The sequence below is a fragment of the Amycolatopsis sp. NPDC005961 genome (genome assembly GCF_040629235.1).
Classification (GTDB): domain Bacteria; phylum Actinomycetota; class Actinomycetes; order Mycobacteriales; family Pseudonocardiaceae; genus Amycolatopsis; species Amycolatopsis camponoti.
On sequence record NZ_JBEXVF010000048.1, the window covers coordinates 1 to 16078 of the forward strand.

Here is a 16078-nt window from a genome sequence, read left to right on the forward strand (position 1 = left end):
GGTCCTTCAGCTCCGGCTTGTTCTTGACGACGGTGTTGACGCTCGTGTCGAGGATCGCCCCGGCGCCGCCGGCGACCCTGTTTCTCACTCACGACGGCGTCAGCCGTGGGTCCACTTCTGGGCCGCGCTCTGGTTGCAGTCGTAGATCTGCAGCTGGGTCCCGTCCGTCGTCGTGCTGCCCGGGTCGTCCAGGCAGCGGCCCGACTGCGGGTTCACCAGCGCCCCGCCCGTGCCCGCCTGCCACGTCTGGGCGCCGGATCCGTTGCACTGCCAGAGCTGGACCTTCGTGCCGTTCGCCGTGCCGCTGTTGCTCACGTCGAGACATCCACCTTGAGCCTGGAACGTCCCGTCGGCGCCGGCGAACCACTTCTGCGCCCCCGTGCTGTTGCACGTGTACAGCTGCGCGTGCGTCCCGTTCGCCGTGCCGCTCTGCGCCACGTCCGCGCACTTGCCCGCGATCCCCGACGTCAGCGGGCCCAGGTGCGGCAGCGTCCCGTCGTAGGACGGCGGCGGGTTCGACGCCGCCCACGACGTGTTCGCCGACGTCCCCAGTGCGAACGCGAGAGTCCCGCCCGACCTGAGCGTCGAGGTGGGTGCGTACGCGTTGTTCCACGCCGCGCCGTTCCAGGACGCGCTCTGGACGTACGGTGCGTTGTCCGCCGCCGCCGGGGCGTTCACCGTCAGCGTGTTACCGCTCGGGAGCGTCACCACCGCCTGCGTGAACAGCGGGCTGCCCAGCGCCAGGTCCGCCGTTCCCGGCGTCATCGGGTAGAAGCCCAGCGCGGAGAACACGTACCACGCGCTCATCGCGCCGAGGTCGTCGTTGCCGGCCAGCCCGCCCGGCGCGTCGGTCCAGATCTGGTCCTGGACCTGCCGGACGACCTTCTGCGTCTTGTACGGCTGCCCGACGTAGTCGTACTCCCACGGCAGCTCCAGGCTCGGCTCGTTGCCGAGGTCCGCCTGCGACCCGCCGCTGCCGTGGAACCCGGCCAGCACGCTGTCGAGATAACTGACCAGCGACGCGTTGCCGCCGCGTGCCGCCGCGAGGCCCGCCACGTTGAACGGCACCATCCCGGTGTACTGCCACGACGTGCCCTCGACGAAGTTCGAGCCGCTCGCCGGGTTGAAGCCGCCGGTCCAGGCACCACTGGCGTCCTTCGGCTGCATGAACCCGCTGGCGGCGTTGAAGGTGTTCTTCCAGTTCTGCGCGCGGCCGGCGTAGAACGCCTGGTTCGCGGTGTCCCCCAGCGCCCCGGCGAACGCCGAGAGCGCGAAGTCCGCCGTGTCGTACTCCAGCTGCGTCGAGACCGGGCCGTAGAAGTTGCAGCACTGGTAGGTGCCGTTCGCCGGCAGGTACCCGGGCGCGTTCGTCGCGTTGAGGCCCGGCCGGACGTTGTTCAGCGCGCTCGCTTCGTGCAGCATCGCCTGCAACGCCGCCGCGGTGTCGAAGTTCCGCGCCCCGAAGGCGTAGTAGCTCGCGAGGATCGCCGTGCCGGGGTCGCCGACCATCACGTACGTCTCGCCGTTGTTCTGCGACCACTTGGGCAGCCCGCCGCCCTGGGCGTAGTCGGCGATCATCGACTGCGCGATGTCGCTGGTCTGCGCGGGCGCCAGCAGGGCGGAGAGCTGCGCCTGCGTGCGGTAGATGTCCCAGCCGGAGAAGTTGGCGTAGTGCGCCGAGTGTCCACTCGCGACGGTGTGCACCTGGTTGTCGAACCCGATGTACTGGCCGTTGCGGTCGGAGAACACGTTGGGGTGCAACAGCGAGTGGTAGAGCGCGGTGTAGAAGACGCGCTGCTGCGCCGCGGTGCCGCCGGCGACCTGGATCCGGCCGAGCAGGGAGTTCCAGCTGTCGTGCGCGGCCTGCTTGGTCGCGGCGAAGTCGAACGCCGGGATGTCGGCCGCGCGGTTCGCGACCGCGTTGGCCGTCGAAACGTAGGAGATGCCGACCTTGGCCTGCACCGTCGGGTTGGATGTCGTGTCGAACCGGACGTACGCGCTGCCCGGGCCGGCGTCCGCGACGGCCGGCGCGGCGGCGGCGCTGCCGTGCAGCTTGCCCGGCGACGCCTTCGGGGTGACCGCGGCGGCCGCGGCCGTGCCGCTGGAGCTGAACGGCCGGTCGAAGACGACGTCGAAGTAGAGCGTGTAGGTGAACCCGGCGCCGCAGAAGTGCCCGGACGTGACCGAACCGGACACTTCGGTCGGGCTGACCACCGTCCACGTCTGGTTCGACGTGCCGTTCTGGCTGCCGTTGAGCTTGAACTGCAGGTTCGCCTGGGACGTCGACGGGAACGTGAACCGGCCGATCCCGGACCGCAGCGCCGCGGTCAGCTCGGTGTTCACGCCGTTGCCGAGGTTCACCGAGTAGGCGCCGGGGCTCGCGGATTCGTTGCTGTGGCTGAAGGAGACGCTCGCGCCGGTGTTCACCGCGCCGACCGTCGGCAGGATCGGGACGTCGCCGTCGGCGCCGCAGCCCGGGCCCGACAGGTGCGTCAGGCTGAAGCCGGTGATGGACGAGTCCTTGTACTCGTACCCGCCGCCGTCGGGACGGCTGGGCGTGTCCGGACTCCACTGGACCATCCCGAACGGGACGTCCGCGCCGGGGAAGTCGTCGGCGGCGTTGGAGGTGCCGATGAACGGGTTGACCAGCGACGCCGGATCGGTGACCAGCTGCGCCGCGGACGCGGGCGTCGGGATCAGGCCGGCGGCGGCCAGGGCGGTGGCGGCGGTGAGCCGCAGGAGGGTACGCAAGACCATGTCACTTGTCCTTCGCCGTTGAGCACAAGCAGTTCAGGCTGCGAATCGGAACGGTCCTCGCGCGCTGACACCGTTGTCAACGGTCCGTGGTGATCCTGTCGCGTTCCGGACACGGCCGGGTGAAGCCGATGACTTTCCGCGGCCGCCGACGTCAGTACTGAAGTCCGCGAACCGGCCCAAAGGAGACACCATGGCGAAACTGCTCTACGGCTTCAGCTGCTCGATCGACGGCTTCATCGCCGGCCCCGGCGGCGACATGTCCTGGCTGACCCCGTACCTCGGCCCGGACCCGCTGGTCGACGAGCTGATCCCGGAGATCGGCGCGCTGCTCGTCGGCCGCCGGACGTACGGCGGCGACGACCCGCACCGCGGCACGGAAGGCGAGGGCAAGGCCTTCGGCGGCGGCTGGGAGGGCCCGCAGTTCGTCCTCACCCACCGGCCCGCGCCGCCGGCGCCCGGGGTGACCTTCGTCGACAACCTTGTCGACGCGGTCGCGGCCGCTAAGAAGGCGGCAGGCGAGAAGTACGTCAACGTCCTCGGGGCCGACGTCGCCCGGCAGTGCCTCGACGCCGGCGTCCTCGACGAGATCCTCGCGCTGCCGGTGCCGGTGCTGCTCGGGGACGGCGTCCGGATGTTCGACCGGCCCGGCGGCAAGCCGGTCGGGCTGGAAGTCGTCCGGCCGAACTGGTACCGCGTGGTCTAGGGCCGCATGCCGAACGACGGGCGGCCGACCAGCTTCGGCAGCACGGCGTAGGCGTCCGGCACCCAGTCGCACAGCCGGGCGCGGGTTTCGCGCGGGTCGATGACGTCCTCGACCGAGAACCGCTCCGCCGTGCGGAACGGCGAGCGCACCGCGTCCAGGCGGGCCCGGATCTCCTCGATCCGCGCCTCCCGGTCGTCGGCGGCGTCGAGTTCGGCGCGGTACGCCGCTTCGATGCCGCCTTCGACCGGCAGCGAACCCCAGTCGCCGGACGGCCACGCCCAGCGGCGGACCAGGCGGTGGCGGTTGACCTGGCCCGCGCCGCCGACGCCGAACACGCGCCGGACGATCACCTCGGCCATCGGGACCCGCGCCTGGTAGACCGCGGTCACCGCACGGGCGCCGTGGCGGATCGCGCCCGCGCGTTCCGCGGCCGCGCCGATCACCATGCCCGCCTGGTCGGTCAGCGACACCAGCGGCAGGTGGAACGTCTCGCAGAGGTCGACCAGCCGGGTCATGACGTCGGCGCCCTCGGGGGTCAGCGTCGCGCCCCGGTACGGGTCGGTGGCCAGGACGCCGACCGGGTGCCCGTTCAGCCGGGCGAGTCCCGCGTAGGCCGAGCCGCCCGACACGGCGTAGTCGAACACCGAACCCTCGTCGAAGACGCCGTCGAGCAGCGGCCGCAACCGGTACGGGTGACGCCGGTTGCGCGGCACCAGCGACAGCAGGGCTTCGTCCCGCCGGCCCACCGGGTCCGCGGTGGACCCGACCGGCGGCAGGGAGTCCACAGAGGACGGAAGGTAGGACAGGAACTGTTTCACCACCGCGAATGCCTGGGCCTCCGACTCCACGATCCGGTCGATCGCGCCGCTGCGCCGGTGGACGTCGGCGCCGCCCAGCTCCTCCTTGGTGAGGTCCTCCCCCGTCGCGTGCTTCACCACCGGCGGCCCGGCGACGAACAGCTGTCCGACGTCCTCGACCAGGACGTTCAGGTGGGACATGACCGCCCGCGCGGCGCCGAGCCCGGCGACCGGGCCGAGGCAGAGCGCGACCACCGGCACCGCCGAGAGGTTGTCCACCACGAGGTCCCAGCCCGGGTTGACCGGGACGTAGGTGAACCCGTGCTGCTCCAGCATCTTGACGCTGCCGCCGCCCCCGGTGCCTTCGATCAGCCGCACCATCGGCAGGCCCAGCTCGTTGGCCAGGCGCTCGGCGTGGACCTGCTTCTCCATGATCGCGGCGTCGGCGGCGCCGCCGCGGACGGTGAAGTCGTCACCGCCGATGGCCACGCGACGGCCGTCCAGCCGGGCGGTGCCGATGACGAAGTTGGCCGGGGTGAACGACTCCAGTGAGCCGTCCACATAGGACGCCGTGCCGGCGAGCGCCCCGATCTCGTCGAAGCTGCCGGGGTCGGCGAGGGCGGCGATCCGCTCGCGGACCGTCGACCGCCCGGCGGCGTGCTGGCGGGCCACCTTCTCCGGCCCGCCCATGCGCTCGGCCAGCTCACGCCGCCGGGCGATCTCGTCGACCTCCGGCTGCCAGTTCATTCGGCTCCGAGGGCCGTTTCGACCTTGCGCTGCAGCTTGTTCATGCCGCCGAGCCAGCGGTCGGTCTGCGTCGCGCGGGCCGCGTAGTAGTCCGCGACCTCGGGGTGCGGCAGCACCAGGAACCGGTTCGACTCGATGGCCGCGAACAGGGCGTCGGCCACCTGCTCGGGCTCGATCGCCGACGCGGCCATGAGCAGCTGGCCCGCGGTGCCGGTGCTCTCGAGCATCGCCGTGCGCACGCCCTGCGGGCAGATCGCCTGCACGGTGAGGCCACGGTGCCGGTAGGTCGCGGACAGGTACTCGGCGAAGGCCAGCGCGCCGTGCTTGGTCACCGAGTAGGGCGCCGAGCCGAGGCTGGTGAGCAGGCCGGCGGCGGACACCGTCGCGATGAAGTGGCCCTTGCCGCGCTCGAGCCACGCGGGCAGCAGCAGGTTGGCCGCCCGGACGTGCGCCATGACGTTGACTTCCCAGGTGCGCGCCCAGACGTCCTCGGGGCTTTCGGGACCGCCGAAGGGCGCGATGCCCGCGTTGGCGCAGAAGACGTCGATCTCGCCCAGGGTCTCCCGCGCGCTCTCGACCAGCTTCGCGACGCCGTCGACGCTCGCGACGTCACCCGCGAAGGCCGTCCCCTTGATCTCGGCGGCGATTTCGGCGGCCTTGTCGCCGTCGAGGTCGGCGACGACGACCTGGGCACCTTCGGCGGCGAAGCGACGGGCCAGCGCGGCGCCGATGCCGCCACCGCCCCCGGTGACGACGACGCCGGTCACAGGCCACCGCCCAGGGTCACGCCGCCGTCGAGCACCATGGTCTGGCCGGTGATCCAGCCCGCGTCGTCGGACAGCAGGAACGCGACGGCGCCGGCGATGTCGGACGGCACGCCGAGGCGCTTCATCGGGTAGGCCGCCGCCACCTCTTCCTCCCGGCCTTCGTAGAGCGCGGTGGCGAACTTCGTCTTGACGACGGCGGGCGCGACGGCGTTGACGCGGATCTTCGGCCCCAGCTCGGCGCCGAGCTCGACGGTCAGCCGGATCAGCGCGGCCTTGCTGACGCCGTACATCCCGATGCCGGGCGACGCGCCGAGGCCGGCGACGGAGGCGACGTTGACGACGGCACCGCCGTGCTCGCCCATCCACGCGTCGCGGGCCCGCTTGGTCCAGCCGAGCGGCGCGAGGACGTTGACGGCGAGGATCTTCGCCGCGGCGGCGGGGTCGATGTCGAGGGTCGGCCCGTAGGCGGGGTTGATGCCGGTGTTGTTGACCAGGTAGTCGAGCCGGCCGAAGGTCTCGATCGTCTTCGCGACGGCCTCGTCCTGGTGGTCGGTGTCGTCGGCCTTGCCCGGCACGAACATGGCGACGTCGGGCCCGCCGAGCTCGTTGACGGCCTCTTCGAGGGCCTCGGGCTTGCGCGCGGTGATGCACACCTTGGCCCCGCGTTCGACGAGCGTCTTCGCGATCCCGAGGCCGATGCCCCGGCTGGCCCCGGTGACGATCGCGACGCGATCCTTGAACGAGTTCACGGCAGTGTGTCTCCTTCGCGATGTGGTTCCCGGCACATGCTAAGCGGTCGGTCAGGTGCTCATTATGCGCGATGGAGTCATCCTCTCAAGCCGACCCACGTCACACCGCCCCGCGCGCGACCGGTCAGCGCCGCTCGGGGACGGTGGCCGCGGCCAGCAGGGTGAGGGCCGCCTGCGAGGACGAGCCGGGCTCGGCCGTGACCACGACGAGCGTCTGCTCGGGAGCGTGCGCGAGGGCGAGGGTCTGCTGGTGCACGGTCAGGTCGCCGACCAGTGGGTGCCGCATGGCGTACCGCGTCGCGGTGCAGGCGATGACCCGGTGGTCGGCCCACAGGGCGGCGAACTCGGCGCTCCCCGTCACGAGCTCGCCGATCAGGGCGCTCAGCAGGCGGTCGCCGGGATGCTTGCCCGCGGTCAGGCGCAGGTTGCCGACCACCGCGCGGGCCTTCGACGTCCACTGTGGATAGAGGTCGCGGGTGTGCGCGTCGAGGAAGACCAGGCGCGCCATGTTCGGGCGGTCGGCGGGGCGAGTGGGTGCCGAGAAGTCGAGGTGGCCGGCGAAGAACGCGTGGCCGAGCCGGTTCCACGCCAGCACGTCGGTCCGGCGGCCCAGCAGGATCGCCGGCACGTCGCCCAGCCCGGCCAGCAGCTGCGCGGTGACGTCGTCGACGCGCTCGACGGGCGGGCGCTTCGCGGCGCGTCGGCGCACCGGCCGGGCCAGGACGCGCAGGTGCTCGTGCTCGTCCTCGTCCAGCCGGAGCGCGCGGGCGATGCCGTCGACCACCTCGTCGGAGGCGTTCACCGACTGGCCCTGCTCGAGCCGGATGTAGTACGACGCGCTCACGCCGGCGAGGCTCGCGACCTCTTCGCGGCGCAGGCCGGGCACCCGGCGCCGCTCGCCGTAGGTGCGCATGCCGACGTCCTCCGGGTGCAGCCGCGCCCGGCACGCCTGCAGGTACTCGGCCAGCTGCCCCTGATCGACCATGATCCCAGTATGCCGGGGCGGCCGCCGCCGAGCCTGCCCCCGCGATGGGTAGGAAACGTCCGGTCTGGCCGCTGTGCCCCGGCCCGGGACAGCCTGGCGTCATGACCACTGACACCGTTCCCACCCTCGACCCCGCGTCGTTCGCGTTCACCCGGCGGGTCTGGGTCCCCGCGCCCCCGCAGACCGTCTACGACCTGGTCAGCGACGTCACCAAGATCGAGCTGTGGAGCCCGACGGCGTCCCGCGTGCGCTACGACGAAGGCGCCGGCGCGGTGCCCGGGGCGTGGTTCGGCGGCCACAACCGCCGTGGCGAACGCGAATGGGACACCCGTTCGCAGGTCCTCACCGCCGACGCACCCAGCGAGTTCACCTTCGTCGTCGGCGGTCTCGACGACGGCATCGTGCGCTGGCGGTGGCTCATCGAGGGCGACGGTCCGGGCTCGGTCGTGACCCAGGAATGGCGGTTGCTGCGGATGGATCCGGTGCTCGGCTCGACCGCGCGCGAGGTGGCCGGGCTTCGGGACGACATGGCGGCCAGCGCGGAAACCACCCTGCTCGCGCTCGCCCGCTGGCTGCACGAACACGCCACGGAGGCGTGAGCGGGACGGGGGCTCGCTCGGCGAGCCCCCGTCCCGTCCTCAGCCGCCGAAGACCTCCACCACGGGCCGTTCCGCGGTGTGGGGCGCCCAGCCCGGGTCCCCGGTGCGGGCGAAACCCACCCACGCCCCGTGCATGCGCGCCGCGAGGTCGGCCGGCGCGGGGTTCGGGCCCAGCAGTCCCGTCTCGCCGTGCAGCCACGGCTCGTCGGCGAGGTCGAAGACGAACGGCAGCTCGACGGTGTGCGCCGCGCCGAGCCGGCCGTCCAGGGCCGTCGAGCGGTGGGCGAACGAGTACACGTGGGCCCGCCCGGGCTCCTGCGCCGCGATCATCGCCGCCGTACCCGCCCCGAACAACGCGTCGCCGAGCAGCGCCGATCGCAGCTCCCCCGGGCTCGCGTCCGGCCGGGACGCCCGCAGCGCGGCCACCGCGGCCTCGGGGTCCGCCCGGGTCGCCGCCGCGACGGCGAGCACGTCGGCATCCGTGGAGACGGCGAACTTCCCCTGCGGCACCAGGTAGAGGTTCCCCTCCTCGGTGGTGGTTCCGATGAGCAGGCCGACGCCGGCCGGCGCGTCGGCGGGCTGCGCCGGGAGCACCACGCTGAACGGGCTCAGCCCGGCCAGCGGGTCGGTGGCCGTCTCGGTGCGCAAGTCCACACCGGACAGCGCGGGCAGGACCGCCACGAACCGATCGTCCGGGATACCCGCGAAAGCCTCGGCCGTCGGGTCGGCCCCCAGCGCGGTGGCCGCGGCCGACGTGACGCGCCGTGCCTGCTCCGGGGTGAACGCGCCGGTGCCACTGCCGCTCTGCATGATCGCCCGCCGGACCAGCCCGCTCGACTCCGGGGCCGCCAGCAGTCCGGCGACGAGCGTCGCCCCCGCCGACTGGCCGAACACCGTGACGTTGCCGGGATCGCCGCCGAACGCGCCGATCGTGTCGCGAACCCAGCGCAGCGCGGCGAGGACGTCCAGCAGGCCGCGGTTGTCCGGTGCGCCGTCCAGGACGAGGAAGCCGGGGATGCCGAGGCGGTAGTTCAGCGTCACCAGGACGACGCCGTCCCTGGCGAAGGCCCGGCCGTCGTACAGCGCGGCGCCGCCGGTCCCGGTGACGAACCCGCCGCCGTGCACGAAGACCATCACCGGCCGCCGCCCGCCGTCGGCGGCCGGCGTGCGGACGTCCACGGTGAGGTACTCCTCGCCGCGCACCCAGCCGGGGCCGAAGTACGGGCTCAGGTCAAGCCGGCCGAAGTCCCGCGACGGCTGCGGCGCGGTGGGCGAAGGCCGGGTGCCGTCCCGGACGCCGGACCAGCCCGGGTGCGGCACGGGCGCGGCGAAACGGCGTCCGCCGATCGGAGCGGCCGCGTAAGGAATGGCCCGGTAGCGCTCGCCGAACCGGTCCCGGGTGCCCCGCACCGCACCCGAAGGCAGGTGCACGACCGGGTTTTCTCGCTGGGACAAGGATTTTCCTCCGCTCGGTGCCGAGTTCACGCGACCCGGGCGAAGCCGGCCCAGTCCGTGATCGCGAAGCGGGAACCGTCGCGCCGGACCTGCACCCCGCCGGGCCCGGGCAGGTGGGCCGGGAACACGAGCGCGCCGGTCTCGGCCGCCGCACCGAGCAGCTTGTGCCGCGTCGCGCGGGCCTCCGCCGCGTCCTCGCAGAAGCACGAGTTGACCTCGGGCTCCACGATCTGCTGCGGGGTGTGCACGAGATCGCCGGCGAACAGCGCCCGGTCACCGCCGGATTCCAGGTGCAGCACCGAAGATCCCGGCGTGTGGCCGGGCGCGAGCTCGAGCCGAAGGTTGCCGTCGATGCGGTACGAGCCGTCCCACAGCTCGGTCAGCCCGGCCTCGTGGACCGGCGCGACGCTGTCCTCGAAGACGTTCTGGTTCCCCCGGCCGAACACCGACTTGTGCTCGTTGGCGGGGTTCCAGAAGTCGAAGTCCCGCCGCGGCAGCAGGTAGGTCGCGTTGGGGAAGGTCGGGACCCAGGAACGGCCCTCGAGCCGGGTGTTCCAGCCGACGTGGTCGGTGTGCAGGTGGGTGTTGATCACGAGGTCGACGTCCGCCGGGCGCACCCCGGCCGCCGCGAGCGTGTCGAGGAAGGCGGTGTCGCGGTGCCCCCACAACGCGGCGTAGGGCCGCTCCTTGTGGTTGCCGACGCCGGTGTCGACGAGGATGGTGCGGCCTTCGCTGCGCAGCAGCCAGGTCTGGACCGCCGCGTGGACCTCGTCGGTCTCGGGGTTCCAGAAGTCGGGCGCCAGCCAGGCCCGGTTCGCCTCCCAGGAGGCGCGGGGGCTGCCGGGGAAGAACTCGGCCGGCGTCATCTCGACCGAGCCGGAGAACTCCTGGACGCGGGTGACGGTGACGTCCCCCAGCGTGATCTGTTCGGGAATCGCGGTCATGGTGGGCCCCTGGGGATTTCGGAGGATGTCGGACATCCCCAGGGTGGTGGCGGGTGACGGCGGCGAGCCAGACCCCGTGCTGCCTACCCCCGGCAGGGGGTGGCAGGGCTTTCCGGGCGGCCGCGGCCGCCCGGAAAGCCCCGGCTCAGCCGGCGACGAACCGCAGGTGCCACTCGCCGCCACCGTACGGCGGCGCGAAGACGCCGAGGTCGCCTTCGAACGGGGCCGGTTTCCACGGCCCGGGCACCCGCAGCTGGTAGGTGCCGACCGGCACGTTCTTGAACGTCGCGAAGCCGTTGGCGTCGGTCCTCGCGTAGGCGCGGATGGTGCCGTCCTCGACGAGCACGAGGTTCCGGAACGCCAGGCCCTCGTCGAGGTCCAGCGTGCCGTTGCCGTTCTTGTCGAGCCAGACCTGTCCCCGGGAGTCGGCGACCTTGCCGGGCACCTTGGCCGTGACGATGGCGTACGGGGCGCCGCCACTGTGACCGTCGTCGGCCGTGCAGTCGAGCCCGGTCGAGCCGGTGTAGGCCGCCCGGTCGGGCACCTTGGCCGTCGCCGTCAGCACGACCCGCTGTCCCGGGGCCAGCGTGCCCGCACGACGCTGGGAGCCGAACGCGCCCCACTGGTCGTCGGTCACCGGCAGCTCCGAGCCGAAGCCGCCGGCGTCGCAGCTGAGGAAGAGGCCGGTCAGCGGCTGGGTGCCGGAGTTCGAGAGCGTGACCGTCACCTTGCCGGTGTCGCCGGCGGCGTAGGTCGTCTTGTCCAGCGCGAGGGTCTCGTGCAGCACGTCGGACAGCGGCCGGACGGCCCGCACCTCGAGTGCCGTGTAGGCCCCTCGGCCGTCCAGCCGCAGCTCCCCCACGGGCTGGTCGACCCAGCCTCCCGGAACCTTCTGGAAGGAGACGTAGGCGTACCGGCTCAGCGGGAGGTTGTCGAAGGAGAAGTGGCCCGTCGCGTCGGTGACGGCGACCATGTCCGTCGTCGTCCCGACCCCGATGAAGTGCGCTTCGGCGCCGGCCAGCGCCTCCCCGGCCGACGGCTTGCCGTCGCCGTTCGCGTCCCCGTACAGCACGCCCGCGACCCGGTCGGTGCCCCGCGCCATCGGCAGCGTGACGCGCCGGACGTTGTCGCTGTAGTCGACGTCCTGCCCGGCGTGGACCTCGACGTGCACGACGGAGTCGCCGTCGAACGTGCCCAGCTGCCCGGTCAGGTGGACGGTCCGGGTCTCCCCCTGCGCGATGGGCGCGCCGGAGCCGCCGTCGGACAGGTCCCCCCACTGGTTCCGGTCGATCCAGAGCGGCGTCCCGGACTCCGTGTAGGCGGTGCCGAACGCGCCGAAGGCGACGGCGTCACCGATGTTGCGCACCGTCACGTCGAGCCCGACGGTGTCGCCGGACAGCCACCGGCCTTCTTGCGCGACGACGGAGACCTCGAGGTTCGGCCCGGAAGCGGCCGACGCGGGCGCGGCCGCCGTCCCCGCCATGACGAGTGCCGCGGCCAGCACAGCGGCCGGCCGCACGAATCTGCCTGTAGGCATGGTTTCTTTCCCCCTTCGGGTTGTCCGGACGAATCTAGGGCCGGTCCGGACATCCGGGAAGGCGGAACGTTCCGCGAATGTGGCGGGCACCTTTTCCCGCGGCTCGTACGTTTCGGGCGCCGTGAAACCCGGGCGCAGAACGAAGCCCGGGGCACTGTCCTGGTGGACAGCGCCCCGGGCTTCGGGCCGGTCGGCTGCTACCGGCTCTTGTTCTCCGTCTTGCCCTTGCCCGCGGCCGCGTGGCCGTTGGCGCCGTTGGCACCGTTGGCCGGCTTGGGGGCCGGCGGCTTCGGGGTCTCGGGCGGCTTCGGCGCCGCAGCGGCGGGAGCCGCGGGAGCCACCGGAGCCGGCTTCGGCGGCACCGCCTTGTCGGCCGGGGTCACCACCTTGTCCGCCGGCACCGGCCCCGGTGCCTCGTTCTCCGCCAGCGGGTTCGACCGCTTGGCCCGCACGACGGCCGCGACCCCCGCGGCCAGCGCGGCGAAGGCCAGCAGCCACGGCCAGCGCGCCCGCCGGGAACGAGCCCCGCGCGCCACGTTCTTGGCTTCCTCCAGCGCCACGGCCAAGTCTCGCTTCGCCGTCGCGACGGCCTTGCGCCGCTTGCGGTTCGACTCGCCCGTCGAGCTCGCCACCGTCGCGATCGCCTGCGCCGCCTTGCGGCCCGGGTCGCGCAGCTTCACCGCGCGGGACAGCACCTCGTCGCGGGCGGCGACCGAGTGCTTCCGCACGTCCCGGCGCGAAGACCGGGTGCTCTTGTCGAAGTCCTTGGTCGCCGAGCGGCCGACCTTCGCCAGCTCGTCCGCGCTTTCGGACAGCTTGCGGTCGGTGATCTCCACCGCTCGCACGGCCGCGGCCGCCCCGACCCGTGCCGCTTCCGCGGCGAGATCCCGGACACCGGCGGCTGCCGTCTTCACCGATCGCCCGACCGGAGCATCGCCCTGGCTCATTGTGATCACCTCTCACTAGTCCGGCAGGCAGGGCCTGCTCAGCCTCACACCACTGGGCTACCCACGAATCGGCCTTCCGGAACCTCCGACCACCCGTCGGTGTCGGTCAGGCCCGCACGTCGGGCAGGCTCGTGCCCCGCTGGCGGCGCCACGCGTCGCCGGATTCGGCGTGGTCCGTCGACCTGCTCAGGTGGGCCCACTTCGCGTCCGTGTCGACGCGGTGCCGCCACGCCTCGCGGCCGTACTCGTAGGCGTCGCTGCCCGCCAGCAGGCGCAGCGGCGGCTCGTCGAGGCCGGCGACCGTGAGCACCAGGTCGGCGACCTTCCGCGGGTCGCTGTTCGCGTGCTGCTCGAAGTCGGCCATCGCGCGGGCGGACGCGCCGACCGTCGCCTCGTACGGCTCGCTGATCGGCGGGGTGGCCATCGACGCGCCGGCCCAGTCCGTGCGCATTCCGCCCGGCTCGAGCACGGTGATCTTGATGCCCAGCGGGGCGACCTCGGCGGCGAGCGCCTCGCTGAACCCGCCGACGGCCCACTTCGCCGACTGGTAGGCCGTCATCCCCGGGCTGCCGACGCGGCCGCCGACCGACGAGATCTGGATGATCCGCCCGCCGCCTTGCCCGCGCAGCACCGGAACCGCGGCTTTGGTGACGTGGACCGTGCCCAGGAAGTTCGTCTCGATCTGCCGGCGGAAGACGGCGAGCGTCGTGTCTTCGAGGGACGCGCGGTCGCCCTGGCCGGCGTTGTTGACCACGACGTCGATCCGGCCGAACGCGGCGACCCCGGCGGCGACCGCGGCTTCGGCGGCCGAGGCGTCGGTGACGTCCAGCGGCTCGACGTGGACGCGGTCGCCGTAGCGGGCCGCGAGGTCGTCCAGGGTCCGCGGGTCCCGGGCGGTGGCGACGACGCGGTGCCCGGCGGCCAGAGCCCGCTCGGCGATCTGCCGGCCGAGCCCGCGCGACGAGCCGGTCACGAAAAACACTGAACTCATGGGAAGCTCCTCCACTAACGCAATGCCTTTGCGTTAACTCGACCGTACGCGTGGCGGCGAGTTAAGTCAAAGCGGTTGCGTTATCGTGGCGGGGTGACCCAGCCCCGCCAGCGCGCCCGCTCCGACCAGGACAAAGAGGTCCGCAAGACGGCCTTGCTGACCGCCGCGCGCGAGCTCGCGGCGGAGCGCGGCGTGCGCGAGGTCACCCTCACCGAGGTGACGAGCCGGGTCGGCCTGCACCCCTCGGCGCTGCGCCGGTACTTCGAATCCCGCGAAGAACTGCTGCTCGAACTGGCGCAACAGGGCTGGGCCGACTGGCGTGAGCGCCTGCTCGCCGACCTCGCGGGGCGCCGTTTGGGCCCGGTCGAAGTCGCCGAGGTCGTCGCCGGGTCCCTGGACGCGCTGCCGCTGTTCTGCGACCTGCAGACGCACGTGGGGCTCAGCCTGGAGGGGGCGGTCCGGCTGGAGCGGGCGCGGGACTACAAGACCGCCGCGTCGGAGGCGTTCGACGCGATGACGGCGGCCCTGGTCGAGACCGGAGCCGGCCTGGACCCCGAGGGCGCCCGGACCCTCCTGACCGCGGCGATGAGCTGCGCGGCGTACCTGTTCCAGCTGTCGCGGCCGTCGCCGACCCTGCGCCGGCTGTACGACGAGGTGCCGAGGTGGGCGCACAGCGCGTTGCGATTCCGCGAACAGCTGACGACGCTGCTGCGGGCGGTCGCCCTCGGCGTGCACCGCCCGGCCGAGCCGACCTGACGGTCAGGGACCGCTCTGCCCCTTGCCCTTCACCGGGCCGTTGCCCCGGGTCTTCCCCTTGGCTTTCCCGTTGTCCGCGGCCGGGCCGTTGTCCGCGGCCGGGCCGCTTTCCGCGACCGGGACGCGCACCACGTCGGACGTGCCCGCACCGGACCGGGGCACCACCGCCACCGAGGCCTGCGCCTCCCGTGACCCCATCAGGACCGTCGACGCGGGCGCCGGTGCCGGGCTGCTCGGCACGACCGACCCGGTGCCGGGATCCCCGCCCGCGCCGGGTGCCACGACGTCCGGCCGGGTGAGCAGCACCCCGAGCACCACCGCCGTCGCCGCGGTCACGAGCCCGCCGGCCGCGACCAGCTTCCGCGGCGCCGCGGCCCGGACCGGCGGGAACCGCGCGGAAACCACCGCCGTCCCGGCCGGTTCCGCCAGCAGCCGCACGACCTCACCGGCCGTGGGACGCCGGGTGGGCTCCCGGTCCGTCATCCGCTCGAGGAGGCCGGCCAGCGGTGCGCCCAGCTCGGCGGGTACCCGGGGCGACCGGTGCAGCCGCGCCGTCGCCGACTCGGCCAGGGTGCCGGGGTACTCGCGCCGCGCGGTCAGGCACTCCAGCAGGATCAGGCCGAGCGCGTAGACGTCGGCCGCCGGGCCGGCGTGCTCGCCGACGACCTGCTCCGGGGCCAGGTACGCGGCCGTGCCGGTCACCAGGCCGGTGCCGGTGACGTGCGTCGAATCCAGCTCGTGCGCGATGCCGAAGTCGGAGACGAGCGGGCCGTCGGCGCCGAGCAGGACGTTGGCGGGCTTGAGGTCCCGGTGCACGATCCGCCGGTCGTGGACGTGGGCCAGCGCTCCGGCGAGCCGGATCGCCAGTTCCGTCACCTCCCCCGCCGGCATCGGCCCGGCGAGCAGGCGCTGCGCGAGGTTCTCCCCCGGCACCAGCTGCATCACCAGGTAGGGCCGGTCGCCGTCGGTGCCGCTGTCGTACAGGGCGACGACGCCGGGGTGGTCGATGCTGGCCTGGATGGCCTTCTCCCGTGCCCGGCGCAGCCGCTCCACGGCCACCGCGCCCCGCTCGTACACCTTGACCGCGACGTCCCGGCGCAACCGCTGGTCGAAGGCCTGGTAGACGCGTGCGGTGCCGCCGCTGCCGATCAGGCCCGCGACCTCGTAGCGCCCGCCGATAACCTCGGGCGGGGCGTCACGGGCCCACCACGGCCGCACGCCGGACACGTCCAGCGAGTACCGGGGAGACGTCGGGGTGGCGCCGGGGTCCTCACCGAACGAGTCCTCACCGGACATCGGCGACCGGCCGTCCGTCGGCTGTTCCGGGGAGCACGGGAAGCCACC

14 protein-coding genes are annotated in these 16078 nt (G+C 73.1%); 3 read left to right on the forward strand and 11 right to left on the reverse strand.

The window, feature by feature from the left end; all coding sequences use genetic code 11:
- Window positions 1–99: 99 nt before the first annotated feature.
- On the reverse strand, window positions 100–2757 hold the full coding sequence (locus ABZ342_RS33340) for a lectin (RefSeq protein WP_360481501.1): 2658 nt from the start codon (window positions 2755–2757) through the stop codon (window positions 100–102).
- Between the two features lie 190 nt (window positions 2758–2947).
- Here ABZ342_RS33340 and ABZ342_RS33345 point away from each other — a divergent pair, with 190 nt between their 5' ends.
- Window positions 2948–3460 carry a dihydrofolate reductase family protein gene (locus ABZ342_RS33345; protein ID WP_360481504.1) on the forward strand — a complete coding sequence of 171 codons (513 nt, stop codon included), beginning with the start codon at window positions 2948–2950 and terminating at the stop codon, window positions 3458–3460.
- Here ABZ342_RS33345 and ABZ342_RS33350 read toward each other — a convergent pair.
- The 4 genes from ABZ342_RS33350 to ABZ342_RS33365 form a co-directional block, all read right to left on the reverse strand.
- Window positions 3457–5004, reverse strand: coding sequence for a carboxyl transferase domain-containing protein (locus ABZ342_RS33350; protein ID WP_360481507.1), 1548 nt, complete (start codon window positions 5002–5004; stop codon window positions 3457–3459). The two genes, ABZ342_RS33345 and ABZ342_RS33350, sit on opposite strands and share 4 nt — an antisense overlap.
- On the reverse strand, window positions 5001–5771 hold the full coding sequence (locus ABZ342_RS33355; protein WP_155542925.1) for an SDR family oxidoreductase: 771 nt from the start codon (window positions 5769–5771) through the stop codon (window positions 5001–5003). Before ABZ342_RS33355 ends, ABZ342_RS33350 begins: the two co-directional genes overlap by 4 nt.
- Window positions 5768–6520 carry an SDR family oxidoreductase gene (locus tag ABZ342_RS33360; RefSeq protein ID WP_360481511.1) on the reverse strand — a complete coding sequence of 251 codons (753 nt, stop codon included), beginning with the start codon at window positions 6518–6520 and terminating at the stop codon, window positions 5768–5770. Before ABZ342_RS33360 ends, ABZ342_RS33355 begins: the two co-directional genes overlap by 4 nt.
- Before the next feature lie 124 nt (window positions 6521–6644).
- Entirely contained in the window at window positions 6645–7505 is an 861-nt protein-coding gene (locus ABZ342_RS33365) for a helix-turn-helix transcriptional regulator (RefSeq protein ID WP_360481514.1), read from the reverse strand.
- Between the two features lie 101 nt (window positions 7506–7606).
- Here ABZ342_RS33365 and ABZ342_RS33370 point away from each other — a divergent pair, with 101 nt between their 5' ends.
- On the forward strand, window positions 7607–8104 hold the full coding sequence (locus tag ABZ342_RS33370) for an SRPBCC family protein (protein ID WP_360481517.1): 498 nt from the start codon (window positions 7607–7609) through the stop codon (window positions 8102–8104).
- Between the two features lie 39 nt (window positions 8105–8143).
- Here the strand turns inward: ABZ342_RS33370 and ABZ342_RS33375 are convergent, their stop codons facing one another.
- From ABZ342_RS33375 to ABZ342_RS33395, 5 genes are all read right to left on the reverse strand, one after another.
- A complete protein-coding gene (locus ABZ342_RS33375; protein ID WP_360481520.1) occupies window positions 8144–9559 on the reverse strand; it encodes a carboxylesterase family protein in 1416 nt (471 codons plus the stop codon).
- 26 nt (window positions 9560–9585) lie between these two features.
- Window positions 9586–10503 (reverse strand): MBL fold metallo-hydrolase, encoded by a 918-nt coding sequence (locus ABZ342_RS33380; RefSeq protein WP_360481523.1) that lies wholly within the window; start codon window positions 10501–10503, stop codon window positions 9586–9588.
- A gap of 145 nt (window positions 10504–10648) precedes the next feature.
- Window positions 10649–12040 carry a hypothetical protein gene (locus ABZ342_RS33385; RefSeq protein WP_360481526.1) on the reverse strand — a complete coding sequence of 464 codons (1392 nt, stop codon included), beginning with the start codon at window positions 12038–12040 and terminating at the stop codon, window positions 10649–10651.
- Between the two features lie 197 nt (window positions 12041–12237).
- Window positions 12238–12987, reverse strand: a complete 750-nt coding sequence (locus ABZ342_RS33390) for a hypothetical protein (protein WP_360481529.1) — start codon at window positions 12985–12987, stop codon at window positions 12238–12240.
- 106 nt (window positions 12988–13093) lie between these two features.
- Entirely contained in the window at window positions 13094–13978 is an 885-nt protein-coding gene (locus ABZ342_RS33395) for an SDR family NAD(P)-dependent oxidoreductase (protein WP_360481532.1), read from the reverse strand.
- Window positions 13979–14071: 93 nt separating this feature from the next.
- Here ABZ342_RS33395 and ABZ342_RS33400 point away from each other — a divergent pair, with 93 nt between their 5' ends.
- Complete coding sequence (locus ABZ342_RS33400) at window positions 14072–14734, forward strand: TetR family transcriptional regulator (protein WP_360481535.1); 663 nt, start codon at window positions 14072–14074, stop codon at window positions 14732–14734.
- Window positions 14735–14737: 3 nt separating this feature from the next.
- Here ABZ342_RS33400 and ABZ342_RS33405 read toward each other — a convergent pair whose 3' ends face one another.
- Complete coding sequence (locus tag ABZ342_RS33405; RefSeq protein ID WP_360481538.1) at window positions 14738–16030, reverse strand: serine/threonine-protein kinase; 1293 nt, start codon at window positions 16028–16030, stop codon at window positions 14738–14740.
- Between the last annotated feature and the right edge of the window lie 48 nt (window positions 16031–16078).

Bases quoted from the DNA above. Each gene is read 5' to 3' on its own strand.
- ABZ342_RS33370 (WP_360481517.1), top strand. From the start codon at position 7,607: ATGACCACTGACACCGTTCCCACCCTCGACCCCGCGTCGTTCGCGTTC.
- ABZ342_RS33405 (WP_360481538.1), bottom strand. From the start codon at position 16,030: ATGTCCGGTGAGGACTCGTTCGGTGAGGACCCCGGCGCCACCCCGACG.
- ABZ342_RS33365 (WP_360481514.1), bottom strand. From the start codon at position 7,505: ATGGTCGATCAGGGGCAGCTGGCCGAGTACCTGCAGGCGTGCCGGGCG.
- ABZ342_RS33340 (WP_360481501.1), bottom strand. From the start codon at position 2,757: ATGGTCTTGCGTACCCTCCTGCGGCTCACCGCCGCCACCGCCCTGGCC.
- ABZ342_RS33385 (WP_360481526.1), bottom strand. From the start codon at position 12,040: ATGCCTACAGGCAGATTCGTGCGGCCGGCCGCTGTGCTGGCCGCGGCA.
- ABZ342_RS33345 (WP_360481504.1), top strand. From the start codon at position 2,948: ATGGCGAAACTGCTCTACGGCTTCAGCTGCTCGATCGACGGCTTCATC.
- ABZ342_RS33380 (WP_360481523.1), bottom strand. From the start codon at position 10,503: ATGACCGCGATTCCCGAACAGATCACGCTGGGGGACGTCACCGTCACC.
- ABZ342_RS33395 (WP_360481532.1), bottom strand. From the start codon at position 13,978: ATGAGTTCAGTGTTTTTCGTGACCGGCTCGTCGCGCGGGCTCGGCCGG.
- ABZ342_RS33390 (WP_360481529.1), bottom strand. From the start codon at position 12,987: ATGAGCCAGGGCGATGCTCCGGTCGGGCGATCGGTGAAGACGGCAGCC.
- ABZ342_RS33350 (WP_360481507.1), bottom strand. From the start codon at position 5,004: ATGAACTGGCAGCCGGAGGTCGACGAGATCGCCCGGCGGCGTGAGCTG.